This is a genomic window from Chitinophaga sp., assembly GCF_039596455.1.
GTDB lineage: Bacteria > Bacteroidota > Bacteroidia > Chitinophagales > Chitinophagaceae > Chitinophaga.
Genome location: NZ_JBCNJR010000002.1, coordinates 630,609 through 655,407 on the forward strand (window position 1 = coordinate 630,609; position 24,799 = coordinate 655,407).

Annotated in this window: 21 protein-coding genes and 2 tRNA genes; 11 read left to right on the forward strand and 12 right to left on the reverse strand. The window is 51.6% G+C overall.

Annotated features, from left to right (window positions below):
• Nucleotides 1-16: 16 nt before the first annotated feature.
• Nucleotides 17-1,216 carry a cytochrome-c peroxidase gene (locus ABDW36_RS12200; RefSeq protein ID WP_343702183.1) on the reverse strand — a complete coding sequence of 400 codons (1,200 nt, stop codon included), beginning with the start codon at nucleotides 1,214-1,216 and terminating at the stop codon, nucleotides 17-19.
• 422 nt (nucleotides 1,217-1,638) lie between these two features.
• Between ABDW36_RS12200 and ABDW36_RS12205 the strand changes: the two genes are divergently transcribed.
• Both ABDW36_RS12205 and ABDW36_RS12210 read left to right on the forward strand, forming a co-directional pair.
• The gene (locus tag ABDW36_RS12205) at nucleotides 1,639-1,869 is read left to right on the forward strand and encodes a helix-turn-helix transcriptional regulator (protein WP_343702184.1); all 231 of its coding nucleotides are present in this window, start codon (nucleotides 1,639-1,641) and stop codon (nucleotides 1,867-1,869) included.
• A gap of 151 nt (nucleotides 1,870-2,020) precedes the next feature.
• Complete coding sequence (locus ABDW36_RS12210) at nucleotides 2,021-2,950, forward strand: hypothetical protein (RefSeq protein ID WP_343702185.1); 930 nt, start codon at nucleotides 2,021-2,023, stop codon at nucleotides 2,948-2,950.
• Nucleotides 2,951-2,957: 7 nt separating this feature from the next.
• On the opposite strand, the gene ABDW36_RS12215 is transcribed toward ABDW36_RS12210, so the two are convergent.
• Nucleotides 2,958-3,974 carry an endo-1,4-beta-xylanase gene (locus ABDW36_RS12215; RefSeq protein ID WP_343702186.1) on the reverse strand — a complete coding sequence of 339 codons (1,017 nt, stop codon included), beginning with the start codon at nucleotides 3,972-3,974 and terminating at the stop codon, nucleotides 2,958-2,960.
• A gap of 308 nt (nucleotides 3,975-4,282) precedes the next feature.
• On the opposite strand from ABDW36_RS12215, the gene ABDW36_RS12220 reads away from it, so the two are divergent.
• Nucleotides 4,283-4,717 carry a VOC family protein gene (locus ABDW36_RS12220; protein WP_343702187.1) on the forward strand — a complete coding sequence of 145 codons (435 nt, stop codon included), beginning with the start codon at nucleotides 4,283-4,285 and terminating at the stop codon, nucleotides 4,715-4,717.
• A gap of 156 nt (nucleotides 4,718-4,873) precedes the next feature.
• On the opposite strand, the gene ABDW36_RS12225 is transcribed toward ABDW36_RS12220, so the two are convergent.
• The 3 genes from ABDW36_RS12225 to ABDW36_RS12235 all read right to left on the reverse strand — a co-directional run bounded on the left by ABDW36_RS12225 (nucleotide 4,874) and on the right by ABDW36_RS12235 (nucleotide 6,032).
• Nucleotides 4,874-4,959, reverse strand: a tRNA-Leu gene (locus ABDW36_RS12225).
• 85 nt (nucleotides 4,960-5,044) lie between these two features.
• Nucleotides 5,045-5,120 (reverse strand) — tRNA-Gly (locus tag ABDW36_RS12230).
• A 75-nt stretch (nucleotides 5,121-5,195) separates the two neighbouring features.
• Nucleotides 5,196-6,032: a hypothetical protein gene (locus tag ABDW36_RS12235; protein ID WP_343702188.1), complete on the reverse strand. Its 837-nt coding sequence runs from the start codon at nucleotides 6,030-6,032 to the stop codon at nucleotides 5,196-5,198.
• A 104-nt stretch (nucleotides 6,033-6,136) separates the two neighbouring features.
• Between ABDW36_RS12235 and ABDW36_RS12240 the strand changes: the two genes are divergently transcribed.
• The 4 genes from ABDW36_RS12240 to ABDW36_RS12255 are packed head-to-tail and all read left to right on the forward strand — an operon-like array spanning nucleotide 6,137 to nucleotide 9,114.
• Nucleotides 6,137-7,165 carry a DUF3667 domain-containing protein gene (locus ABDW36_RS12240; RefSeq protein ID WP_343702189.1) on the forward strand — a complete coding sequence of 343 codons (1,029 nt, stop codon included), beginning with the start codon at nucleotides 6,137-6,139 and terminating at the stop codon, nucleotides 7,163-7,165.
• A gap of 9 nt (nucleotides 7,166-7,174) precedes the next feature.
• Nucleotides 7,175-7,954 carry an enoyl-CoA hydratase-related protein gene (locus ABDW36_RS12245; protein WP_343702190.1) on the forward strand — a complete coding sequence of 260 codons (780 nt, stop codon included), beginning with the start codon at nucleotides 7,175-7,177 and terminating at the stop codon, nucleotides 7,952-7,954.
• A gap of 9 nt (nucleotides 7,955-7,963) precedes the next feature.
• Nucleotides 7,964-8,599 (forward strand): carbonic anhydrase, encoded by a 636-nt coding sequence (locus tag ABDW36_RS12250; RefSeq protein WP_343702191.1) that lies wholly within the window; start codon nucleotides 7,964-7,966, stop codon nucleotides 8,597-8,599.
• The gene (locus tag ABDW36_RS12255) at nucleotides 8,596-9,114 is read left to right on the forward strand and encodes a hypothetical protein (protein WP_343702192.1); all 519 of its coding nucleotides are present in this window, start codon (nucleotides 8,596-8,598) and stop codon (nucleotides 9,112-9,114) included. The genes ABDW36_RS12250 and ABDW36_RS12255 overlap by 4 nt, the downstream gene beginning before the upstream one ends.
• 85 nt (nucleotides 9,115-9,199) lie before the next feature.
• Here the strand turns inward: ABDW36_RS12255 and ABDW36_RS12260 are convergent, their stop codons facing one another.
• Nucleotides 9,200-9,850, reverse strand: a complete 651-nt coding sequence (locus tag ABDW36_RS12260) for a dihydrofolate reductase family protein (protein WP_343702193.1) — start codon at nucleotides 9,848-9,850, stop codon at nucleotides 9,200-9,202.
• Nucleotides 9,851-10,081: 231 nt separating this feature from the next.
• Nucleotides 10,082-12,325 carry a Tex family protein gene (locus tag ABDW36_RS12265; RefSeq protein WP_343702194.1) on the reverse strand — a complete coding sequence of 748 codons (2,244 nt, stop codon included), beginning with the start codon at nucleotides 12,323-12,325 and terminating at the stop codon, nucleotides 10,082-10,084.
• 166 nt (nucleotides 12,326-12,491) lie between these two features.
• Between ABDW36_RS12265 and mazG the strand changes: the two genes are divergently transcribed.
• Together mazG and ABDW36_RS12275 are read left to right on the forward strand one after the other, a co-directional pair.
• The gene (gene mazG / locus ABDW36_RS12270; RefSeq protein ID WP_343702195.1) at nucleotides 12,492-13,259 is read left to right on the forward strand and encodes a nucleoside triphosphate pyrophosphohydrolase; all 768 of its coding nucleotides are present in this window, start codon (nucleotides 12,492-12,494) and stop codon (nucleotides 13,257-13,259) included.
• 4 nt (nucleotides 13,260-13,263) lie between these two features.
• Entirely contained in the window at nucleotides 13,264-17,016 is a 3,753-nt protein-coding gene (locus ABDW36_RS12275; protein WP_343702196.1) for a HAMP domain-containing sensor histidine kinase, read from the forward strand.
• A 389-nt stretch (nucleotides 17,017-17,405) separates the two neighbouring features.
• Here the strand turns inward: ABDW36_RS12275 and plsX are convergent, their stop codons facing one another.
• Genes plsX through ABDW36_RS12290 form a run of 3 tightly spaced genes read right to left on the reverse strand, consistent with a single transcriptional unit; the run spans nucleotide 17,406 to nucleotide 19,172 of the window.
• Nucleotides 17,406-18,362 (reverse strand): phosphate acyltransferase PlsX, encoded by a 957-nt coding sequence (plsX, locus tag ABDW36_RS12280; RefSeq protein ID WP_343702197.1) that lies wholly within the window; start codon nucleotides 18,360-18,362, stop codon nucleotides 17,406-17,408.
• Between the two features lie 46 nt (nucleotides 18,363-18,408).
• Nucleotides 18,409-18,603 carry a 50S ribosomal protein L32 gene (gene rpmF / locus ABDW36_RS12285; protein WP_119079258.1) on the reverse strand — a complete coding sequence of 65 codons (195 nt, stop codon included), beginning with the start codon at nucleotides 18,601-18,603 and terminating at the stop codon, nucleotides 18,409-18,411.
• Between the two features lie 32 nt (nucleotides 18,604-18,635).
• Entirely contained in the window at nucleotides 18,636-19,172 is a 537-nt protein-coding gene (locus tag ABDW36_RS12290; RefSeq protein WP_343702198.1) for a DUF177 domain-containing protein, read from the reverse strand.
• Nucleotides 19,173-19,402: 230 nt separating this feature from the next.
• On the opposite strand from ABDW36_RS12290, the gene ABDW36_RS12295 reads away from it, so the two are divergent.
• Complete coding sequence (locus ABDW36_RS12295) at nucleotides 19,403-21,838, forward strand: PAS domain S-box protein (protein ID WP_343702199.1); 2,436 nt, start codon at nucleotides 19,403-19,405, stop codon at nucleotides 21,836-21,838.
• Between the two features lie 11 nt (nucleotides 21,839-21,849).
• Here ABDW36_RS12295 and ABDW36_RS12300 read toward each other — a convergent pair whose 3' ends face one another.
• Nucleotides 21,850-22,731 (reverse strand): fructosamine kinase family protein, encoded by an 882-nt coding sequence (locus ABDW36_RS12300; protein WP_343702200.1) that lies wholly within the window; start codon nucleotides 22,729-22,731, stop codon nucleotides 21,850-21,852.
• A gap of 16 nt (nucleotides 22,732-22,747) precedes the next feature.
• On the opposite strand from ABDW36_RS12300, the gene ABDW36_RS12305 reads away from it, so the two are divergent.
• Nucleotides 22,748-23,815 carry a DUF3810 domain-containing protein gene (locus tag ABDW36_RS12305; protein ID WP_343702331.1) on the forward strand — a complete coding sequence of 356 codons (1,068 nt, stop codon included), beginning with the start codon at nucleotides 22,748-22,750 and terminating at the stop codon, nucleotides 23,813-23,815.
• Here ABDW36_RS12305 and ABDW36_RS12310 read toward each other — a convergent pair.
• Nucleotides 23,812-24,759 carry an arginase gene (locus ABDW36_RS12310; protein ID WP_343702201.1) on the reverse strand — a complete coding sequence of 316 codons (948 nt, stop codon included), beginning with the start codon at nucleotides 24,757-24,759 and terminating at the stop codon, nucleotides 23,812-23,814. The genes ABDW36_RS12305 and ABDW36_RS12310 overlap by 4 nt on opposite strands.
• Between the last annotated feature and the right edge of the window lie 40 nt (nucleotides 24,760-24,799).

Genomic DNA, 24,799 nt, shown 5'->3' on the forward strand with positions numbered 1-24,799 from the left:
TTACCCCGGCTGTTACTTACCTGATATACCCGCCTACAGGCAGGCCGCTCGGCACGGAAGCAGGCACTTTTTTGTCGTAGTCGGCATCGTTCAGCGTGTTAAGGAATTCCACAATAGCACTGATGTCTTTAAACTCCACGCGCACCGCGGCGGCCAGGGGATCGAGCTGGGTGCGGTCAACATTGGGGTTGCGCAGCGGTTTGCCATGCAGGTCTTCATAAAAGAACAGCACTTCGTTGAGGCTTTGTATTTTGCCGCTGTGCATGTAGGGCCTGGTGAAACGAAGGTTCCGGAGCGTGGGGGTACGGAAGCTGTAACTGCGCTCGATGCCGGAATCGGACACAGGCAATTTTTCGTTATCAGGAGCGCCCAGCACGTGAGATTTAAAATCTGACAACATGGGCCCGCTATGGCAACGTGCGCAGCCGGACTGGATAAAAAGCTGCATACCTTCCCGCTCCCTTTCTGTAAGGGCGGAGCGGTCTCCCCGCATAAACTGGTCAAACCGGGAATTCACGGCCGTGAGCGAACGCTGGAACGCGCCGAGGGCTTTGGTGATGTCGGTGAGCGTGATGGTACTGCTTTCCGGGAACACCGTTTTGAAAAGTTGCCGGTATTGGGCTATTCCGTTCACGCGTTTCACCACTTCTTCCGTAATATGCTCTTCGCTGAAGCCGTGCCCGCGCATTTCTTCGAAAGTTTTTATCGGCATGGCGGCCTGTTCTTCCAGCCCTTTGGCGCGGAGGTCCCAAAACATGGGGGCCTCTTCCGGCATATATTGCCCGTCTGTACCAATGCCATTGAAGGCGGTATTGAGGAGTGATTGTGAATTGCGTTTGGTGAAAGGGATGTTGTTGCCCTGGTTGAAGCGCCGCTTCTCGCCCAGGCCTATGCCGTTTACACCGATAGACAGGTCGATGTTCTCCGCGTAACCGAAATCAGGGTGATGGCAGGTAGCGCAGGCTACGTCTTTTCCGCCGGACAGAATGGGGTCATAAAACAACAGCCTGCCCAGTTCCACTTTTTCCGGTGTAGTGGGGTTGTCTGCGGGAGAGCGGTAGGTGCGCGGCAATGCATCTATAGACCCTAGGCCCGGCAATTCTTCTTTTTCGGCAACGGTGGCCTGGTTGGCCGGCTTGTTGGGCGAGTGGCAGGCATGCACGGCTACAATGCCGGCCAGCAGGAGTAGTACGGCATGAGTAATTCCCGGGCGCATAGGTTTGCTTATCATTGATTCCTGTCAAGATAATAAATAACGAGTAATTTGTCTTTTATTTTTGGCGGGTTTGTCAGGAAGATCAGGGAATGTCAGCACCATGGCAGTCAGTTTGCAATTTTCCGCCGAAGATCGTTGGCTAGTTCCCAACCAATAGCCCTCATTTTTATTATCTCGTCCTCGGAGAATTCATTTTCTTTTCTCTTCTTTCGAAATTGATGTTTAGTCCATGAAAACTCGCTACAAATTCTCCTTTGGAAGGTTTCATGCAGCCTTTTCAGCCGCTTAGTAATTCTGCTCAACTGTTTTTTGTTTTTCATTGCCATCTTGTTAGGTTTTAGATTAAAAGCCTGAATACTTTCCTATAGGTGATTGTGTGCAACAAAGGTTTGGCGGACTTTTATACCAACCTATAGGTGATTATGAAAAGTAGTATCGATAATTACGTAGTCAATAAAGTAAAAGAAAAGCGCCTTGAAAAAAAGCTTTCCCAGGCGGAACTGGCTTATGAGCTAAACGTGTCGGTTGGGTTCATTGGGAAGGTGGAGAGTGCAAACTATCCGTCCCATTACAACATCAAGCATCTCAATGAGTTAGCCAAAATACTTGATTGTAGCCCGCAAGACTTCTTGCCTAAAAAGCCCTTAGCTTGAATCATTTCAAAGATAAGAGAAATTATTGAATACTTACCTATAGGCGATTGACTTAATTTCTATATCCCCGCCTTTATACAAGTCGTAGGTAATTTTATATCCTAACATTATGGAAAATGCCTTCAAATGGCATCCACTATAAAATTTTTATATGATTAGGATACTACTGACCCTATCCTTTTTTATGCCAAGTTTGGCAATTGCACAACTTTTCAATGTCAAAATCACAAAAATTGACACAGACACTACTGTAATGGCAGTCGCAGATTTTGGGCAACATTTCTTTTGTCTCCAAGAGGATAGAACGTTATTGAAAGTTGATACTGCTACTATGAAAGTGCTTAGGCAGCCGCTAACAATTCAAACATTGACCGATCTTTATAGCGAAAGTGATACGTTATTCGGTGTAACTCATCAGGATTCTTTGTACTACTTTGATGGCCATGATTTTCGGTTTGCCGGCAGAAAAGCGGAAGCAAATCTATTATACAAAGACGCGGAGTATAAGGTAATAGGGAGTTGTAGTGGAGAATGGGGAGGAACTGTCTATTTTGTTAACAGGCAAACCGGAAAAACGTTTGTCTGTAATGCAACTTGCCCTATTATGGTAAACAAGTTAAATACAGGTTACATTGTTACCGCTTCATTGGCCCATTTAACCGGTTCAACAGAAATCCTGGAAATATCATCCCCCGATCAAATGAAGGTGCACAATTTTAAACCTCCGAAACGAAAGGTCATCAATGTGGGTGATAACGAAAGCCGTTCAAAGCAAGGTGTAAAAGTGCTGGTCGATTCTGTTGGCATTTTTACAATCGGGTCTTTTCTCATAGAAGGGGAGATGCTGCATATTGTGACGAATCAGAATCAGACGTTTATTTGCCGTATAGTGAATCGGTCATTCGAAATCATTCAGCAGATATCGGACAAGAGCCTTTGGTCATACCGTCCCGCGTGTTGGTATGGTAAAGATGGTACAGGATTTAGTTTCTTTCAGAATCATGAAAGCAACGGTTTAATGCGCATAGCTGGCAGGGATGTTCTTATATATTTATTCCGGAATAAAAGTGTTTCGGAATGATGGTGAGTTAAAATTCAACCACCTTCCAGTACGCCTTTTTAGGCTGCAGCTTTTCATCGAATAACAGTGGATAGTTTTTCCTGCCCCTCACCGGAAAATTGTCCAGCCAGGTTGACCGGTCTGAAAGGTTCCAGAAAGTAACGCCGGTGATGACCTGGCGGTATTTCCTGAATGTATCGAAAAGCATCATGTATTGTTGTTCCTGCAGGCGTTCCTGTTCCGCAGTAAAATGACGTTGTTCCGGAATTTTATCATCTGTGAAAACAGATACGTCCAGTTCGGTAATTTGTACTTTAATGCCAAGCGATGCATACTTTTCGATGGCAGACGCAAGCAATTCCCTGGACGGGTCTTTCACAGACCAGTGGCCCTGCAGGCCAATGGCGTGAACCGGTACATTTGCGTCCAGCAGCTTCTTAAGCAAGCGGTAGATCTTGTCCCGCTTCCATGGATTTTCTGTGTTGTAATCATTGTAGAATAAAACGGCATCCGGGTCTGCTTCGTGCGCATACCGGAATGCGTGCTCAATAAAGTCTTCGCCACAGATCTGATACCAGAGGGAATTGCGAAGAAACTCGTCCTGCCGGTCTGAAATGGCTTCATTTACAACGTCCCATGCATAGATGCGGCCTTTGTAGCGGCCTACCACATCGTGGATGTGTTTACGCAATCTGTTCAGCAGCGTGTCTTTTCCCACCAGTTGGCCAGCCGCATCATAAAACATCCATTTCGGCGCCTGCTTATGCCAGCAGAGGGTATGGCCCCTGACCTTCAGCCCGTTTCCCGTTGCAAAATGAACGATAGCATCGGCGCCGCCCCAATTATACCGGTCTTCCTCCGGATGTATGGGTTCCATTTTCATCACGTTTTCTGCGGTGAGGCTATTGAAATGTTTGCGGATGAATGCGCTGGTGGAGGAGTCTTGCAAATGGCGGGGCGTGATGGCTACGCCGACCGGGAAGAGGTTTTTGTAATGGTCTTTCAGCCCTTTCCCGGCATCTTGAGCGTTGACTGTGACAGCCACACATAAAAGGATAACTGCAACGGACAGGTGTTTTGGTCTTGTCATACGGTTTCTAAAATACGAATCCGGACTGCTTTTTGCAATACTTTTCCGGTAGTCCAAATAGCAGCTTGTCACACTTCGCCCTTAAATTGTCGCTTTTACCCCGCGTACAATCATCTAATGCTGCCGACATTTGTTCGTAGTTGGGTCATTGAGACAGTAGTACCCACGGCAATGGCTAAGGTTATCATACACAACCACCTTGCCTATAGAATTGTTGAAACCGCATGCGCGACCAGAAAAGCTACCATTCAAAATAAAAAATTATGAAAGCTATCAACCCCTGGATCAACTTCAATGGCAATGCCGAAGAAGCATTCGCTTTTTACCAATCAGTTTTCGGCGGAGAGTTCAAAAAAATTGTTCGTTTTAAGGACTTGGCGAGCGCTGAATTTCCAGTACCGGAGAACGAGGAGAATAAAATAATGCACATAGCCCTGCCCATTGGTAGAAACAATGTGTTAATAGCGAATGATGTCCCCGAGTTTATGGGACGGGTAAACGAACGCGAAAACCGGTCGAAAATAGCAGTTAGCGCAGAAAGCAAGGAAGAAGCAGATAGGATATTTAACGGCCTGTCAGCAGGGGGAGATATTGAGGGGCCTATCGGAGACGGGCCATGGGGCACATATGCGGGGATGTTCAGAGACAAGTATGGGATTGAATGGATTGTGGAATTTGATCCAAATTACAATGAGTAAATCAACAGGAATGCTATCAGATCCAGGGATTTCAAAGGGGATAGGGAGCAGTCATAGACACCCTGGATTCCGTTTTCCGCCAGCCAGGACTTAATTTGTGCGCAAATTCCCCAAAACTATAAAGGCCTCCTTATGGAAGCCTTTATAATTACATCGTACCCGGGACGGGAGTCGAACCCGTACGGGCCTTGCAGCCCACAGGATTTTAAGTCCGGCGTGTCTACCAATTCCACCACCCGGGTATCCTGCCTTGTAAATGTAACCATTCACAAAGAACTTTAAACAAAAATTCCAAACCACCAGCGGCAGTTTGGAATGATCTGTTTTTGGAGCGGAAGACCGGGCTCGAACCGGCCACCCCGACCTTGGCAAGGTCGTGCTCTACCAAATGAGCTACTTCCGCAGATATGTAAGAACTTTTTTCGTTGGGATTGCAAAGATAGCAATTGTTTTAATTCTGCCAAGTATTTTTTACCGTCTATTGAAAATAATCATACGTATACCGTATCATTCCCAATAGTTCCTGGCCTTTGCCGTAGCACTCCTCCCGCACCGGCAGCCCCTTCGCGTCGTAACTGTATTTCCAGATCAGGTAGTCGCCTTTGTCTATGTTCACCACCGTCATCTGTGCCAGCTTGCCGTCTGCTCCGTACTCAAAACTGTAGTCTGGCAGCATCCGTTTGCGGCTGGGGTGGTAGCGGAGCACGTCCGTCAGGCGGCCCTGGGCATCATAGTTATAGTAAAAGCGGGCGCGGCCGGGGGCGGCTTCTTCGGTTACCCTGCCTGCTGTATCTGTCTTGAACTGTACCACGGTAGAGTCAAGCCCGCTTTTTTTAATGATCAGGCGCTGCAGGCGGCCCAGGGTGTCATAAACGTACTGGCGGTGCTCCGTCATCCGGAACTTGTCTTCCCGCCCCCGGGAAAGGGTCTGGATGCCCTCCAGCAGGCCGGCGCCATTGTACTGGTACTGCACGGTGCCAATGCTGTTCTCCGTACTGTCTACCGTTTTGGTGAGCCGGCCGGCATTGTTAAAGGAAGATACCAGCACGGAGCGGCCACTCACACGGCTTTGCGTAACAGCCCGCATCTGGCGGTAGCTCTGGTTCATACCGCGTAGGCAAACAAAATCATTGTCTGTTTGCTGGTTGGCGTCAAGGCTCCGTACATGCTGAAAGCTCACTTTGTTGGCTTTGAAACCGGCCATGGTGGCAGCGGTTTGCTGGGTGCTGTAAATGTCCTGGTAGTAGTATTGCGCCCTGGCCCCGGTTACCAGCAGCAACAGGGCGGCACACAATAACATTGTCGGTTTATTCATATAAAACATCGGCTGTTGGCAAAAGTACTAACGTTCAGGGCAAATCAAAACGTATATTCTCATAAATCTATATCTTTAGCCGTCCAAAATCAGCAAACCCGCTCGTGAAAACACAACATCTCAGGAAAGACAAAACATGCCTTAACTGCGGCGCCGAAGTGCCTGAACGTTTCTGCTCCCACTGCGGGCAGGAAAATGTGGAGACCAAGGAGTCCTTCGGGCACCTGGTAAGCCATTTTTTCCAGGACATCACCCATTACGATTCCAAGCTGCTCCTTACCTTAAAATACCTCTTTTTCTACCCGGGCCTGCTCACCAAGAAGTATGTGCAGGGGCACCGGGCAGATTATGTGAACCCCATCCGCCTGTACGTGTTCACCTCTTTCATATTTTTTCTGCTGCTGGGCTCCGTGAATCACGGGGAAAACCCGTACCTGCGGAAAAAGCCACATGAGAAGAGCGCGGCGGCACAGGAAAACGAAAGGGCGGTAGTTGCTTTCAGCAGCGCGGAAAAACGGATGAAAGACTCACTGGCCACCGCCAAGCCTGAAGATACTGCAGAGTATAAAGTTGCCGCCAATGCTCTGGAAAGTTTTTCCATGCTCCAGCATGACACTACCGGCCGTGCGGCCATCATGTATGATTCCCTGCAGCAACTGAAGCCGGAACATGAACGGGACGGCTTCTTTATACGCAACCTCCAGCGCCGCCACTTTGAGATGCGTGACAAATATGGAGATAATGAAGGTACCGTGCTGAGAGAAAACATGATGCACCATTACCCCAAACTGATGTTCCTCCTGTTACCGTTCTTTGCCCTGTTGCTGAAAATGGTGTTCGGGCGGAAAGACCTGTATTATGCAGACCATGCTATTTTTGCCATACATATCCACACCTTCGTTTTTATGATCTATATGGTAGGCATTTTGCTGAACCTGCTGATCCATAATGACGATGTTTATGCCTGGTTCATACTGCCGCTGTTCCTGTATTTTGTGATGGCGGCGCGCAATATGTATAACCGCAGCTGGATAGGGGCGCTCTGCCGTTCCCTGCTGGTAGTATTTTTGTACGCAGCGGGAACATTAATAGTGGCGCTGCTGTTTATTATCCTGATGTTTGCCATCACCTAAAACAGTCATATGACGCCTGAATACATCCTCATACATCAACAGGTACGGCCGCACATAGCCCATGTGCAGCTCAACCGCCCGAAGGAGCTGAACGCCCTCAACCTCCAGCTCATGCGGGAACTGCGGGACGCATTGAAAATGCTGGATGAAGACGAAAGTACCCGCGTAATTGTGCTCAGCGGCAATGAAAAGGCATTTGCCGCAGGGGCAGACATCAAGCAGATGGCGGGGCAAACGGCCATAGACATGTTCAATACAGACCAGTTCAGCACCTGGGACGCTATCAAGAAAACAAAAAAGCCCGTTATAGCGGCCGTAAGCGGCTTTGCGCTGGGCGGCGGCTGTGAGCTGGCCATGTTGTGTGATATGATAGTGGTGAGCGAAACGGCCCGCTTTGGCCAGCCGGAAATAAAAATAGGAGTGATGCCCGGCGCGGGCGGCACCCAGCGCCTCACCCGCGCGGTAGGAAAAGCTCTGGCCATGGAAATGGTGCTCACAGGCCGCTTCATTACAGCAGAGGAAGCGCTGCAGGCCGGCCTCATTAACCACGTAGTGCCGCAGGAGCTGTACCTGGAAGAAGCCTTCCGCCTGGCGGCCACTGTGGCGGAAATGAGCCCGCTGGCGGTAAAGATGGCCAAAGAAGCAGTATTGCGGGCGTTTGACAGCACGCTGGAAGAAGGGCTGCACTTTGAAAGAAAAAACTTTTACCTGCTCTTTGCTTCGGAAGACCAGAAGGAGGGCATGCAGGCATTCATAGAAAAAAGAACACCGGTATTCACTGGAAAATAATAAATGTATATGAACCCGTTTGAACAATTACTGGCAAATAACAAGGTATGGGCCGCTGCAAAAGTGGCGCAAGACAAGGATTTTTTTAAGCGGCTGCAAGACCAGCAGGCGCCCAAGTTCCTGTGGATAGGCTGCTCGGACAGTCGCGTACCGGCCAACGAGATTACCGACACCCAGCCCGGCGAGATCTTTGTACACCGCAACGTGGCCAATATGGTGGTGCATACGGACATGAACCTGCTCACCGTGCTGGAATACGCCATCAAGGTGCTGAAGGTGGAGCACATCCTGGTAGTGGGCCACTATGGCTGCGGCGGGGTGAGAGCGGCTATGACCAATGAAAACTATGGCATCATCAACCCCTGGCTCAAACACATCAAAGACGTGTACCGTTTTCACCGGGATGAGGTGGATGCGCTGGAAACGCATGAGCAGCAAGTAGACCGCCTCACTGAGCTGAACGTGAAGGAACAGGTGATGAACCTGGCCAAAACCAATACCATCCAGGAGGCCTGGCGCCGGGAAGAGCGCCCCCACCTGCACGGCTGGGTATACGGCCTCAGCAACGGCCTTATCAACCCGGTGTTCCACATGCCGCCTAACACGCACATAGACCCTATTTACGAATACGATATCAAGCCATGAAAAACTACATTGCCTGTATATGCCTGGCCCTGGCCGCCTGCAACGCGCCGGCGGGCAACAAGCAGGAAAAAAGATTGCCTGACTCGCTGACCATGATCCCGGCAGATACCATGATACATACCACAGACACTACCATTACGCCCGCGCTGGTGGAATCATGGAAATCTTATGAGCAATACAACGGCAAGTATGCGCAAGACGTGAACCTGGTGGGCCAGAACCCCCTGCGCCAGCGCCTCAAACAGTTACTGGGCACTGATGAAGCGGAGTTCCTGAAACGGTACAAGGTAATGCCGCCCATTGAAGTGGAAAACGGCATCCTGTTCAATGAAGGCTGCAAGCCGCATGATTGTACAGTGGAAGAGGCGGCTATTGCCATAGACATGAAGCGGGACGTGATCTACATCGGCATTGCCCGCAACAGGGCCGTGAAGCTTTACGGAGAAAAGGAAGACACCTCTTACCCGGAGAAGCTGCTGAAGTGGATGATGAAGTTTGAAGAGAAACAGAACTAACCTTATTAAAGGGGCGGCCAAACTGAATGGCCGCCCCTTTTTTGTGCAGGCGCCGTTTGGCGCCATGCTGTATGCCAGTCTCCGTTTATCCCTTGCTTTTCCTTTGCTCGATTTCCGCTGCGGTGGCTTCTTCCTCTTCAAACTCGCCAGTAACTATTTCACCCGCGGGTTTGTACTGCGCAATGATCACACCGGTGCCGGAAACAACATGATCGGTAAGCTGCAGGCTGCCGGGGGCGGCGTTCCCTTCAAAAAGGCGTTTGCCTTTGCCCAGCAGCAGCGGGTACGTCATGATGATCAGCTCGTCCACCAGTTTTTCAGCGAATAGCGTTTGCAGGAAGTTGGCGCTCCCCCATACCAGCAGGTCAATGCCCTCTTGCGCTTTCAGTTCCCTGACCTGTTGCAGGGTGTTTTTGTTGAGCAGCACGGTGCCGTTCCAGGTAGTGCTCTGCAACGTGTTGGTGGCTACGTATTTGGTGGCTTTGTTGATCTTTTCGGCCATAGGGCCGCCTTTGAAAGGCCAGTAGCCGGCAAATATATCGTAGGTTTTCCTGCCCAGCAGCAGGTCATGCGGCTGCCCGGTGGCCTTGTCGAGATATTGGCCCATGGTTTCGTCTCCATAGTTAACAGACCAGCCGCCGAATTTGAAATTGCCGGAGGGATCTTCCTCCGGGCCGCCGGGAGCTTGTATTACGCCGTCAAGCGACGAAAAGGTAATGACTTTGATCTTTCTCATTTTTCTTACAGTTGATAGGTGAAGAATGATTTGTTGATACAAAAGTAGGGGCGGGGACTGAGAGCGGGGGTGGGGGAATCCGACTTCGTAGCGGTGGAATGCGACAATTTTTAAGAGGGCTTGACGGGGAACAAGGGCTAAATGGCGGCACCCAGCCCGGAATAATGAGGGCTGACCTGAAAGGCCAGCCCCGTAATGATGCTGCGGTTGAGCATGAGTGTCAACCGTCGATTATTTGAACTTCGATTTCAATGCCTGCAGCTTTGCCTGGAAGTCGTTCAGCGGCGCTTCCTTGGCCGGTTTCTGATCCCTGCGTTCCCTGCGCTGGCCGCCACCGCCGCCGGAAGGTTCGTTGGTTTTCATAGAAAGCGAGATGCGTTTGCGCGCAACGTCTACTTCCAGCACGGTTACCATTACCTTCTGGTTGAGCTTTACGGCTTCGTTAGGGTTGCTCACAAATTTGTTGGAAAGGTGGGAGATGTGCACCAGCCCGTCCTGCTTCACGCCAATGTCTACGAACGCGCCAAAGGCGGTGATGTTGGTCACTACGCCGGGCAGCGTCATGCCGGGCTTCACGTCTTCCATGCTCTTGATGCCTTCGGCATATTCGAAGATGGCTATCTCGTCACGCGGGTCGCGGCTGGGTTTGGCCAGTTCCTTGAGAATGTCTTCGATGGTAAGCTGGCCGGCTTCTTCCGTAATAAATTCCTTGATATTCACCTGTTTGCGGAGGTCTTCCTTGCCAATGAGGTCTGCCACGGTGCATTGCTGTTTGGCGGCAATGGCTTCCACCAGCGGGTAGCGCTCAGGGTGTACGGCCGAATTGTCAAGCGGGTTGTCACCATTCTCAATGCGGAGGAAGCCCGCGCATTGTTCAAATGCTTTATCGCCCAGGCGGGTCACTTTTTTCAGCTCTTTCCTGTTCCTGAACGCGCCGTTCTCTTTGCGGTACTTCACAATGTTTTCCGCCAGGGAAGGGCCCAGGCCTGATACGTAGGCCAGCAGGTGTTTGGAGGCGGTGTTCAGGTTTACGCCCACGTTGTTCACGCAGCTCACCACCACGCGGTCAAGGCTCTGTTTCAGATGGCTCTGGTTCACATCGTGCTGGTACTGGCCTACACCGATGGCTTTGGGGTCTATTTTTACCAGTTCGGCCAGCGGGTCAATGAGGCGGCGGCCGATGGATACGGAGCCGCGCACGGTTACGTCTTCATTCGGGAACTCTTCCCGCGCTACTTCAGAAGCGGAATACACGGAGGCGCCGCTTTCGTTTACCATGAACACGTTCACCTTGCGGCCGAAGTCTATCTTTTTCACGAACTCTTCCGTTTCGCGGCCTGCGGTACCATTACCTACGGCAATGGCGGAGGTTTCATATTTGTTCACCCAGTTGCGCAGCAGGTTTTCCGCATCCTGGGCCTTGTAGTTCTTTTCGAGGGGGAAAATCACATCGTGCGCCAGCATATTGCCCTGGTTGTCCAAAGCCACGGTTTTACAACCGGTACGGTAACCGGGGTCTATGGCTATCACCGGCTTGGGGCCCAGCGGCGCGGCCAGCAGCAGCTGGCGCAGGTTTTCGGCAAACACCTCAATGGCTTCCGTATCTGCCCGTTCTTTGGCCGTAGCGCGGAACTCGTTTTCCAGGGAAGGGCGCAGCAGGCGCTTGTACGCATCCGCGGCGGCCTTGCTCACCTGCTCTGCGGCAAAGCCTTTGCCTTTCACAAATTGTTTGTGAATGATCTCGGAAGCGTCTTCCTCTGCCGGCGCTATGTTGCCGAAGAGAATGCCTTCGCTCTCCGCGCGCAGAATGGCCAGCACCCTGTGAGAAGGAATGCTGTGCAGCGGCTCGCTGAAATCAAAATAATCTTTGTACTTCACGCCTTCGGCCTCTTTGCCCTCAATCACCTTGGAGGTAAATACGCCGGTATTGGTAAAGAGCTTGCGCAGCTTGTCACGCAGCTCTGCATTTTCGTTGATCCATTCCGCAATGATGTCACGCGCGCCTTTGAGGGCCTCGTCCGTGCTGGCTACCTGCTCGTTGATGAAACCTTCCGCGGCGGTTTCCGCGCCTTCGTCTTCCTGCTCGAATATCAGTTTGGCCAGCGGTTCCAGGCCTTTCTCAATGGCCACGGTAGCGCGGGTTTTACGCTTGGGTTTGTAGGGGAGGTACATGTCTTCCAGCTCCGCCAGCACCCAGCTGCTTTCCAGCTTCTCCAGCAGCTCAGGGGTCATTTTCTCCTGCTCCGTGATGGTTTTGATGATGAAGGCACGGCGGTCGTCCACCTCCTGGTAGCGCTTTGACAGATCTTCCACTTTGCCGATCTGTACCTCGTCCAGGCTGCCGGTCTGCTCCTTGCGGTACCGGCTGATGAACGGTACGGTAGAGCCTTCGGCCAGCAGGCCCATGGTACTCTCTGCCTGCTTCATGGAGATGCCCAGTTCGGCGGATATGAGCGCCACGTGTTTCGGATTCATATGCGTTTCTTTTGTGATTTTACTAAGGCCGCAAAGCTAATTAAATTGGCCTTTCTGCCAAGAAAAAGAAATTAACACCGCGCACCGGAAAGGTACGGAATCGGGGATATCCCGGATTTGCATTATTTTTCCGTTTCTTAGCACCGGAACTTTAATATTTAATGTTATGCAGCAGCCAGCACAAGCTTTTAACAGGTTACTGGAGATTATGGACGATTTGCGGGAAAAGTGCCCGTGGGACAGGAAGCAGACCCTCCAGAGCCTGCGGCAGCAAACCATAGAGGAACTGTACGAGCTGACGGACGCCATCACGGAAGAAGACTACAAAAGCATCCGGGAAGAGCTGGGTGACCTGATGCTGCACATCGTGTTCTATGCCAAAATAGGCGCCGAAAAAGGGGAGTTTACCATTACAGACGTGCTCACCGGGATCTGTGACAAGCTGGTAGCCCGCCATCCGCATATTTATGGTGATGTGAAGGTGGAAAATGAAGAAGAGGTGAAGCAGAACTGGGAAAAGCTGAAGCTGAAAGAAGGGAAGGAGTCTGTGCTGAGCGGCGTGCCCGTATCCCTGCCGGCGCTGGTGAAGGCCATGCGCCTGCAAACAAAGGCCAAAACAGTGGGTTTTGAATGGGATACCACCAGCCAGGTGCTGGACAAGGTGAAAGAAGAGACCCGCGAGCTGGAAGAGGCGGTAGAGCAGGGTGACCAGGATGAAATAGAGGCCGAATTTGGCGACCTGCTGTTTGCCCTGGTCAACTACAGCCGTTTCCTGAAAGTAGACGCGGAAAATGCCCTAGAACGCACCAACAAGAAGTTCATCCGCCGCTTCAAAGCCATGGAAGCCCTGGCCGCTGAAACGGGCAAAACGCTGGACGAAATGAGCCTGCAGGAAATGGACGGGCTCTGGAACAGGATCAAACAGGGCGAATAAAATTATGCTGGACATCAAGGAAATAAGACTGTTCTTTCTCCGCAACGGCTACCTGCTGATAGTGGCGGCGTGGCTGTTCACCTTCGCGTTCCTGTTCAACAACTACTGGAGTTATTATTCATCTCCCCACGGCGTGCAGCGCAGCCTGGAGAGTGACATTCGCAGCCGCGAGAACGCCTTTAATAACCTGGCCGCAGATACGGCTACCGTCAAAAAGCTGTTCAACGGCAGTTATACGGAAGGCCAGCTGAAAGACATTTACAAACGTGATTATTTCCTCTTTGCTTTTGATACCACGGAGCAGGGCCACAAAATGGTGTTCTGGAGCACCAACGCCGTGCAGCCCCCAGCTCTGGAAGGGCTGCGCCCCGGCACCAGCTTCCGCAGGCTGCTGAACGGCTATTATGTGATGAAGGTGCATGCGTACCCTTCCGGCCGCTACCTGCTCGGCCTCATCCCGGTAAAGCAGGAGTACGGCATCTCCAACGAGTACCTGCCTTCCCGCTTTTACGGCCGCCCCGCCATAGGCCGGGAATATACCATCAGCAACCGCCCGCCGGGGCTGCCGGTGGTGAACAGCGAAAGCACCATTCTCTTTTATCTGCACTATGACCCCGCCAAGTCTGAAGCGTCTCCCAGCCTGATGAGCGTGCTGCTGCTCACGCTGGGCTGCATCTGCGTGTTCATTTTCATCAACCTCTTTGCCACCCTCATTGCCCGGAAGCTCTCACCCCTGAAAGGGTTCCTCTTCCTGCTGGCCGTGGTGCTCATTTTCAGGGTGCTCAGCTACCTGTACGCCTTCCCGATAGACCTGGGCTCCCTCAACCTCTTCCAGCCTACTATCTATGCCAAGGACGATGTGTTCCGCTCTCTCGGGGATCTCATGCTGAACGTGCTGCTCACCTTCTGGCTCATTCTCTTTTTCCGCCAGCATGTGCGCACCATCCACCCGCCAGTGGTGCGTAAAAAATGGCAGAGCCGCCTCATCATCGGCGCGGCCGGACTGGTGATGTTCATTGCCGGCCAGTTCCTGCTGGACCTCATCCGGAGCCTGGTAATAGACTCAAAAATATCTTACGACGTTACCAACTTTTTCAGCCTCAATGAATACAGCGTAATAGGCAGCATGTGCCTGGGCTTCATTGCCATCAGCTTCCTGTTCTTCTCCCAGATAGTGAACTACCTGCTCAACCAGCTTACGGATTTCCAGTACCGCAGCAAGTACATTGCGCTGGCAGTGGTAGGACTGGTATGGCTGGCCTTCCGCTTCAACCAGGCAGACTTCAGCGCTTCCGTAGTGCTCATGATCTGGCTGCTGGCATACGTGGTGATACTGGACCTGCTGGAGCTGCGCTTCAGCCAGGGCTCTGCTTCCCTGCCGTTCATTATGTGGATGCTGATGATGACGGTTACTACCTCCGCCGTGCTCATCTACTACAACAACCAGAAAGAGCTGTATACCCGCCTCAACGTGGCGCAGAACCTCTCCAAACAACGTGACCCTTACCTGGAAACGCTGCTGACGGACGTGGGAGACCGTATTGCGCAAGACCCCGCCATCCGCCAGTTTTTCATACAGCCCAGCCGGGAAGGCAAACGCGGCCTGGAAAGAATGCTGGAAGAAAAGTATTTCTCGCGCTACCTCAACCGCTTCAACATCTCCTTCCACACCTTTGACGCAGAAGGCCAGCCGCTCTACAACCGTACGCTGGATACGTTAGAGCAGTTCAACGCCCGCATCATGACGGGCAGCACGCTGCCGCATGTGCTGGGGAGAGACCTGTATTATGACGAGCGCAGCTTTAACGACTACAGCTACATCGGAAAAAAAGAATTTACCGGCTATAACGATTTTATATCTGGCTACCTTTTTTATGAAGTGCGCTCGGAGCCGGAAATAGCGCGGGCAGACCGGCTATACCCGGAGCTGCTGATAGAAAGCGGCATGCAGAACCCCGATGCGGAGTATGCAGACCGGTACTCCAGCGCGGTGTATGACAAGGGCGTACTGGTGCTCAACCACAATAGCTACCCCTTCAAAACCTATCTCACCCCGCGGGAAATACCGGCGGCAGACGTGGTGTACGAGGAAGAGAACGGCTATTCCATATTGTACTACAAAGGCTCGAAAGACAAGCTGGTGATGGTGGCCAAACCCACCCGCAACTTCCTGGAGTTCATCACGCTCTTTGCCTACATGTTCTGCCTGTTCCTGCTGATCATTGGCCTATACGTGCTGTTTGACCTGCTCATCAAGGCCCGGATGCGCCTGGCTAACCTGCGTAACATTGTAAAGCCCAGCATCCGCACCAAGGTACAGGGCACCATTATATTTGCCGTTACTTTCGCCTTCCTGGCGCTGGGCATCACCACCATCCTCTTTTTTATTGGCCGCTACCGGGAAGAGAATGCGGAAAAACTGAGCACCACCGTACACGGCATAGCCCGCGAAATAGAAGGCGCCTTCCACACCCAGCGGGAGTTTGACGAAATGGAAATGATATTCGATTCCATTTTTGTGAAAGACCTTTCCGCCGCCATTGGTGAAATAGCCACGGAGCACAACGTAGACATCAATATCTATAACACCCAGGGCCAGCTGGAGCTGTCTGCCCAGCCGCTCATGATAGAAAAGGGCTTGCTGTCTGAAGCCATGAACCCGCTGGCCTATTACCAGCTGTCAAGGCTCAACGAGATCCAGTTCATACAGGAGGAGCGGATAGGCGTTATGAAGTTCATCAGCGGCTACATTCCCCTCCGCAACAAAGGCAACGTATTTGCATACCTCAATGTGCCGTACTTTGCCACCCAAACGGAGCTGAACCAGCAGATATCCACCTTCCTGGTGGCGCTCATTACCATCAATGCCTTCATATTCCTGCTGGCAGGCCTGCTGGTGCTGCTGATCTCCAATACCATCACCAAATCTTTCTCCCTCATTACGGACAAGCTCCGGAATGTGAACCTGGGGCAGCACAATGAGCAGATAGAATGGGATAAAGACGATGAAATAGGCCTGCTGGTGAAGGAATACAACAAGATGGTGCAAAAGCTGGAAGTAAGTGCGGAAATGCTGGCCAAAAGCGAAAGGGAGGGTGCATGGCGCGAAATGGCGCGGCAGGTGGCGCATGAGATCAAGAACCCCCTCACGCCCATGAAGCTCAGCATCCAGTACCTGCAGCGGGCCATTGCAAATGACTCGCCCGATGTAAAAGTGCTGTCTGTCAACGTGGCCAGCACGCTGGTGGAGCAGATAGAGCACCTCTCCAATATTGCGTCGGATTTTGCCGCCTTTGCGTATATCAGTAAAGGCCACAGCGAAGTATTCTCCCTGGGGGAAGTGCTGCAGTCTGTTACCTCCCTGTACATGAGCAGCCCTGAATACCATATTTATTTTGAACGGCAGCAAAAGCCATACCTCATTGCGGCAGACAAAACGCAGATCAACCGCCTGTTCACCAACCTGCTGCAAAACGCCATACAGGCCATCCCCGAAGGCAGGGAGGGGCATATTGCCATTTCCGTCAAGGATGACGGGGAACATGTAGTGGTGGAGGTAATTGACAACGGCGCCGGCATTCCCCCTGAAGTAGAACCCAAAATATTTGTGCCCAATTTTACTACCAAGTCTTCCGGCACCGGCCTGGGCCTGGCTATGTGCAAGAACATAGTGGAACAGGCAGGCGGGGAGATATGGTTCAAAACCTCCCCCGGTATAGGTACCACCTTCTTTGTGAAACTTCCCCTTGTAAAGTAACCGGCTTCCCAATGCTATGGATGGCGGCCCCGCAGGCCGCCAGGGGGCGCTTTATTGCCATCCTGTATGCGAACGTATGGGCGTAGTTGATACTCGCCGGCAATTACCTGAATGTAAGGCCATATTCCGCCAGTTATATGCCGGCCCTTTATAAGGCCGGCATATATCCGGCTTAATACCGGCTTATATCCGGCGTATATCCGGCTAACCTATTAGAACGCCTTGAGAGCCAATACTTTCTGGCCACAGGCTGCAACACGTCTGCCACCAGGGCGCCAAACTGAAAGCTGTTGATAATCAGTTTATTCTGCCAATGAGAGGGAGTTTTGCAAAAGAAAAGGGGCTCACCTGTTAAGGTAAGCCCCATAGTACTTTAACCGGATGGGAGGTCAGTCTTCTTTTACCGCTACAAAGCTTTCCCGGATCTTATCCAGCAGCTTGCTTTCTATCATTCTTTGCGCCAGCGCTATCATGTTGGAGAAGGCGCGGCCCCCGGAGATGCCATGGCCGATGATGACCGGTTCAGACACGCCCAGTACCGGCGTACCGCCGTATTGTTCAAAGTCGAACTTATCCATGTACTCATCCTTGATATTACGGCGGACCATAATATCATGGAACGATTCCGCCATTTTCAGCACCACATTGCCCGTAAAACCTTCACAAACAATTACGTCTGCCGTGTCTTTAAACACGTCCCGGCCTTCAACGTTGCCCACAAAATTCAGCTGCCTGGTCTCTTTCAGGAGGGGGTAGGTGGCTTGCGCCAGCAGGTTGCCTTTGCCTTCTTCTTCCCCGATGTTGAGCAGGCCTACTCTTGGGGAAGCGTTGCCCATGATGTATTGGGAGTAGAGAGAGCCCAGCAGGGCAAACTGCACCAGGTTTTCCGGCTTGCAGTCTGCATTGATGCCAACATCCAGCAGCAGGCCGGGGTTACCGGTTTCCCTGGGTAAAATGGTGGAGATGGTGGGGCGTTGTACGCCCTCAATGAGCTTAATTGAATAAATAGCGCCTACCATCATGGCCCCGGTGTTACCGGCGCTGATGAAAGCACCTATTTTTTTGTTTTGCAGGAGATGAAAGCCGATAGAAATGGAAGATTGCGGCTTTTCCTTGAGCGCTTTGGTAGGATGTTCATTCATCCCGATGAGCTGGGATGAATGAACAACTGAATATCTTGATTGGTCAAGCTGTGCATCGGCCAGCAAAGGCGCCAGGGCTTGCTCGTCGCCGATCAGTACCAGATGCACATCTGTTGCAACACTGCTGTCTAAAAATAATTTAACTCCTTTTACTGCTTCTGCGGGGGCGTAGTCGCCGCCCATCATATCAAGCCCGATTCTCATGAACTGTGTTTGTCTTTTTGCTCGGGTGTAAAATTAGTAAAAATTATTATTTAACGGCGGCTTGTTTTTCCAAAACAACTTTTCCTTTATAGAACAGTTTGTTCTCTACCCAATGAGCACGGTGTCTCAGGTGCACTTCGCCGGTAGCGCTGTCTGTGCTTAACGTTTCAGCAAAAGCCTTGTAGTGCGTTCTTCTCTTTGCTGATCTTTGCTGCGAATGTCTACGTTTAGGATTCGGCATCTTATTTGAATTTTAATTGTACTTGTTTAAAATCAATTGTCTCTGAACTTCTCCAATCCTTTCCAGATCGGATTAGTGGTGTCTTCGCCCTGTTTGTTCATTTTTTCCAGCATCTCAAGCACTTTCGGGTCGCAGCCGCTTTTGCCGTTGGCATCATCCGGGTGTATCCGCTGCATGGGGATACTCAGGTTGATGAACTCATAGATAAAATCGGCTACATTCAGGTGCGATTCCGTCCTGGAAATGTAGGTAATGTCCGGATCTTCGTCGCCGCTCAGCTCTGCAGGGTCTTCCACCAGCTTTACCACCTGGTTGAAATCGTCCCACAGCTGCATCTCGAACGGCTGCCCGCAGCGGTCGCAGGTAACGGTAACCGTACCCCCGATCTCGAATTTTAACAGGAAAAGGTTATTTTTCTTGTCAAATTGTAACTTTACGGTGGCGTTACAGTTCGAGAAATCCTGCTGTCCGTAGTTTTCAAAGAAACTATCTGTGACCTGGTATTGGAATGTATGCACTCCGGGCGTCAGACCTACAAAAGCTATGTCAAATTCGCGGAGTTGCTTCATATCAAAAACCTCACTTTTAGAGGGATGCAAAGGTACACAAATATTTGCAAAAGCAAAAATTTCCTACATTTGCTGATTCTCACCTGATTTTTATATATAAAAATTTATAAAAATATCAGATATTTACAGATAGACACTTATACCAAAATAACGTAACTTCATGCTCCATTAAACAAATTGCTCCGCGATGCCTTATGAAATCCTATAAAGCCCCCTATTCTGCAAATAACATGACACCCAAAGGACGAATAGGACGGACAAAAAAAAGCACACTGAAGTCACCTGCAACCCCGCTAACAGAAGGGTTACCACATATTTTTGCCCTTCCCATTGCCGTTTATCTCCAGAATACCAACGCCGGCGTGCTCGTATCTGACGAACGCCACCGCTTCATCTGGGGGAACGACGTGTTTATGGGCTATTTCAACGCCGGCCGGGCGTATAAAGGCAATATGATCGACAAAACCTTCCGGTCCATGATCGAGTATTGCGCCCCCTACCTCCAGGACCCCGTAAGCTTTGAGTTGAAAATGAAGGAGTTGCGGAAACGGAAGAAGCCTTTTTTCGGCTGGGAGCTGATCTTTAAAACAGGCGAGATCCGCGAGATCAGCTATATACCCGTATTTGACGGCGCCCATTTTGCCGGCAGCATCTGGCAGATCATAGACGTGACCCGCCACCGCCTCTGGCAGGAGGAACTGCGCCGTACAGATGAAAAATACCGCGTGATCCTGGACAATCTCAACGCCGCCCTCTGCGAAACGGACCTGGAAGGTAATATTGTAAAGGTGTACGACAGCTTTTGCCGCCTTTCCGGCTATACGGAAGAAGAGCTGCTGGGCCGCAACATTACAGACGTTTTTGTACCGGAAGAGAACCGGGAATATGCCCGTAACCTGCGGCGCTACCGCGTGGAGAAAAAGGTGGCCCTGCTGTACGATATGGAGATAGTGCTGAAAGACGGCACCCGCAAGTGGGTGCTGGCCAGCTCAGGCAATATTTATGACCGTGACGGTATACCCGTTGGCGGTGTGGGCATCCATATGGACATTACCCCCCAGAAGGCGCTGCAAAAGGAGCTGGAAACGGCCAAACAGGCTGCCGAAGAGGCCCAGCGCACCCAGAAGGAGTTCCTGGCCAACATGAGCCACGAGATCCGCACCCCGCTCAATGCCATCATAGGCATGGCCCACCTGCTGGATGAAACGGCCCTGAGCGCGGAACAAAAAGAATACATCAAGATACTCAAACACTCCTCCGGCATCTTGCACGGGCTTATTACGGACATTTTGGACATTTCAAAGATAGAGGCCGGCAAACAGGAGATCAACGCCCGCGAGTTTGACCTGCGTGAGCTGATACAGCGCATGAAACACACCTTTCAGCTCAAGCTGGGGCAGCGGCCGGTAAAAGTGACCCTGGAGCTGGACAAACGGATTGATACCCTGCTGGTGGGAGACGACATGATCCTGAACCAGATACTGATGAATTTGCTGGGAAATGCAGAAAAATTCACGAAAGAGGGCGAAATTGCGATCAGGGTTTACCTGGACAACATACAGGGCAACACCCTGTGGCTGAAGTTCCAGGTGTGCGATACGGGCATTGGTATTGAAAAAGACAAGCTGGAACTGGTGTTCCAGAACTACAAGCAGGCGGAAAAAGACATCCGCGAGCGGTATGGCGGTACGGGCCTGGGCCTGGCCATTGCCAAACAGCTGGTAGAGCTGCAGGGAGGGCAGATCAGCGTGGAAGAAGGGCCGGAGTTCCGTACCTGTTTCAGTTTCAACCTGCCTTTTATAGACACCCGCAAGCCATTGGCCGGCGCGGTGGAGGCAGACCTGGAAAACAACAAGTACTCCCGGATAGACTTCGGGCAGTCAAGGGTACTGGTGGTGGAAGACAACCCCATGAACCTGAAGTATATCATCAGCCTGCTTGAAAAGTACAAGATAGACTACCAGCTGGCCACCAATGGACCTGACGCACTGTACTTCCTGGAATCCAGGCAGTATGACCTGGTGCTGATGGACATACGCATACCCGGTATGGACGGGTTTGAACTGGCCAGGAAGATCAGGGAGGATGAAAGCCGGCCCAACGTGGCTACCCCGGTGATAGCCACCACGGCAGCGGCCATGCCAAGCACCATTACACTGGCGCGCACCATTGGCATTACAGACATCCTCACAAAGCCCTATACACCTGATCAGCTATTGCAGGTGTTGAATAAATACCTCAATGAAGACGAAACAGAAATTATTATGGAAGTGCAAAATATTAGTGGATACGAATTCCATCCCGGCCTGGATGTGAGATACCTGAATACCCTGTATGAAAGTAATATCGGTTACGCCATAGACCTGTTCGAGATCTTTGTCATGACCATACAGGAAGAGATGGGCAAGCTGGAGACGGTAGCCCGGGAAAATGACTGGGAGAAGCTGAAATTCCAGGTGCATAAGATCAAACCTAACTTTTCCATGGTGGGCCTCACCTGGATCACCGCCCGCATGGAACAGCTGGAGGCGCACCTGCGCAAGGCGGAGGAGCTGGATATGATACCCGGCATGCTGCAGGAAATTTCAACCGAAGTCAACAAACTGTTCCCGACCATTGAAAGCGAGCTGCAGAAAATGCAGGCTTTTGCGAAAGGTAAAGAATAAGAGCTGCGCCGTCAGTTCAGCACGGCAAGAATTTCCTTGATGTCATTATAATAGCTGCCGCCAAACAGGCTCAGGTGTACCAGCAGCGGGTATAGCTGGCATAGCCCTATGCGCTGCTGCCAGCCGCTTTCCAGGGGGCGAATGGCCTGGTAGGTGTAGTAGAAACGGGTGTCAAAACCGCCGAACAGGCGCGTCATGGCCATATCCATTTCACGGTGGCCATAGTATACGGCGGGGTCGAAAATACAGGCCTTCCCGTTAGTGCCTACCAGGAAGTTGCCGCTCCACAGGTCTCCGTGCAGCAGGGCCGGCGGCTCGTCAGGGAAGAGGGCGGGCAGGCGCCGGCAAAGCTGTTCCATTTGCCGCAGTACGCTTTGTTCCATCTTATGCTGGTCATACGCCATGCGCGCCAGTGGCATCAGCCGGTTAAACGCGTAGAACACGGGCCAGCTGCTATAAGGAGTATTGTATTGTTTGAGGGAGCCGATGTAGTTGGCGGCCTGCAGGCCGTAATAGGGCTGTGTTTGCTGGTGCAGCCGCGCCATGCCGGCGGCAAAGCTTTCCCAGAAATCAGGGGCGGCGGCGCCTTTTTCCACATATTCCGTTACCAGGAAACCCCGGTTGCCGGCAACGCCTGTGCAGAGAGGGCGGGGTACGGCCAGGGCGCCGGCTTGCCGCAGTTCCTCCAGCCCGTCAAGCTCCCGGTTGAACATGCCGGGGTATTTACGGGCATCGTTCATTTTGAGGAACCAGCGGCCCTCATTTGTTTCCAGCCGGAACGTATCGTTAATATCCCCGCCATGTACCCGCTCTGCGCTATTAATCTGTATTTTCACCGATAATTGTGCGGATAGGGCCCGGGCCAATTCCCTTTTTGTAATTTCATCTATCATGTTCCGTCAAGTTAAAATGGAAACGAACAACCTGGTCAGAAAACAGCTAACAGGTATAGTGATCAGCGTACTGGGCATTCTTGCATTGAATGCGGTATTTGCAGCGGGTGGGTGGCTGGCTGATCTATATTTTCATAGGTGGTACGTTTTCATTAGTACAGTCTTAAGAAAAGTTTTAGGAAAAATACCCTTCAGTATTGGCGACGTAATATACGGCGTCTGGGTAATAATGTTTGTAGTATTTTTATTAAGAATGTGCTGGAGCCTGGTGTTTGGCCGCTGGCGGGAGCTGCTGTACCTTTTCCTGCGCGGCGTGAGATGGCTGCTGACCGTATACTTTATTTTCCTGCTGTTCTGGGGCGGCCATTACCGCCGCACCACGCCGGTGGCAGACCTGGGGTTTGACGTAAAAAAATACACCACGGCAGACCTCTACCTGCTGGCGGATACACTGGTGCAGCTTACCAACCGTGACAAAGCGGCGCTTCACCCGCAGCCCGACACGCAGTACAGCGTTACCTTCAAAACGGCTGCGGAAAACTACCGCCAGGCCACCCGCATATGGCCGGAGCTGGCCTATACGCCCGTTTCCCTCAAACCTTCCTTATACAGCAAATACCTCAACTACCTGGGCGTAACCGGTTACCTTAACCCCTTTACCAACGAAGCGCAGGTGAACACGGCCATCCCCGCATTTCTGCAACCTTTCACTACCTGCCATGAAATTGCGCATCAGCTGGGCTATGCGCCGGAAGAAGATGCCAACTTCATTGGCTACATCACGGCCTGCCGCTCCGCAGACCCGCGTTTCCGTTATGCCGCCAATTTTGAGATGCTGCTGTATACGCTGCACCAGCTGGGCCGCCGCAACGGTTATATGGCCCGTTTGATATGGAACCGTGCAGACATTGCCGTGCGTGAAGACGTGCGCGCCATGATACTCTTTTACCGGCAGTTTGAAGGCCCGCTGGACGATTATTCCGCCGTGCTGTATGACCAGTACCTGAAAGCCAACCGGCAGGAGCAGGGCATCCGCAGCTATAGTGAAGTAGTAGGCTGGCTCATGTCTTATTACAAGCTTTAGTTCATCATCAGCACGTTCACGCTGCGCTGCAGGATGTTGAAGGCTATTTCCGCCATGAGGTTCTCGCGATCAAGGGTGGGGTTCACTTCCGTGATCTCGAAGCAGCATATTTTGCGGTGCTGCATGAATTTGGAGATAAGGTCTTCTGCCTCCCTTTCCCGCAGGCCGTTGCTGACGGGCGTGCCGGTGCCGCGGGAAATAGAAGCGTCCAGGCTGTCTACGTCAAAAGACACGTAGATGTACTCACAGTCGCTCAGGTAACGGAATATGCTGCGGGCCACGTTTTCAGCGCCCTTGCGGCGTACCTCGCTGGTGGTGATCACCTTCATGCCATGTTTTTTGATCAGGTGCTCTTCTTCCTTTTCATAATCCCGCAGGGAAATGAACACAATATCTTCCGGCAGTACCTTGGGCGCTATTTTGCCCATGTTCTTGAGCTGGTTCCACATCTTCACGGTATTCTCGTCCACCTCATGCACCATATGCTCTTTATTGTCTTCCGCAATGCTCACCGCCAGCGGCATGCCGTGCATGTTGCCGGAGGGAGTGGTGAAGGGGGTGTGGAGGTCTGCGTGCGCGTCTATCCAGATCACGCCCAGCTTGGCCTTGGGACGGGCCATCTTCAGGCCCGCTATGGTGGCGCCTGCGGTGCTGTGGTCTCCCGAAAGCACTACCGGAAACCAGTTGGCCTTGATGGTATCGCACACGCTCTTGCTGACCCTTTCGTACATGGCGTAGGTGCCTTTGATGCGTTTGGCATAAGGGCTTTCTATGGGCTCGAACAGGAGTTTGTTTTCCGTTTCTATTTCTTCAGTGGGAAAGTGTACAAAGAAGTTGCTCATAAAATCCAGCGCGGCTATTTTGATAGCGTCTACGCCCAGGCTGGCGCCACGGGTGCCTGCCCCGATCTCGGACTTCACTTCGATGATCTTGATGTTCTTCATATTGTTTTGGTGTTGTGCCGCCAATACGGATAGGGCGCCG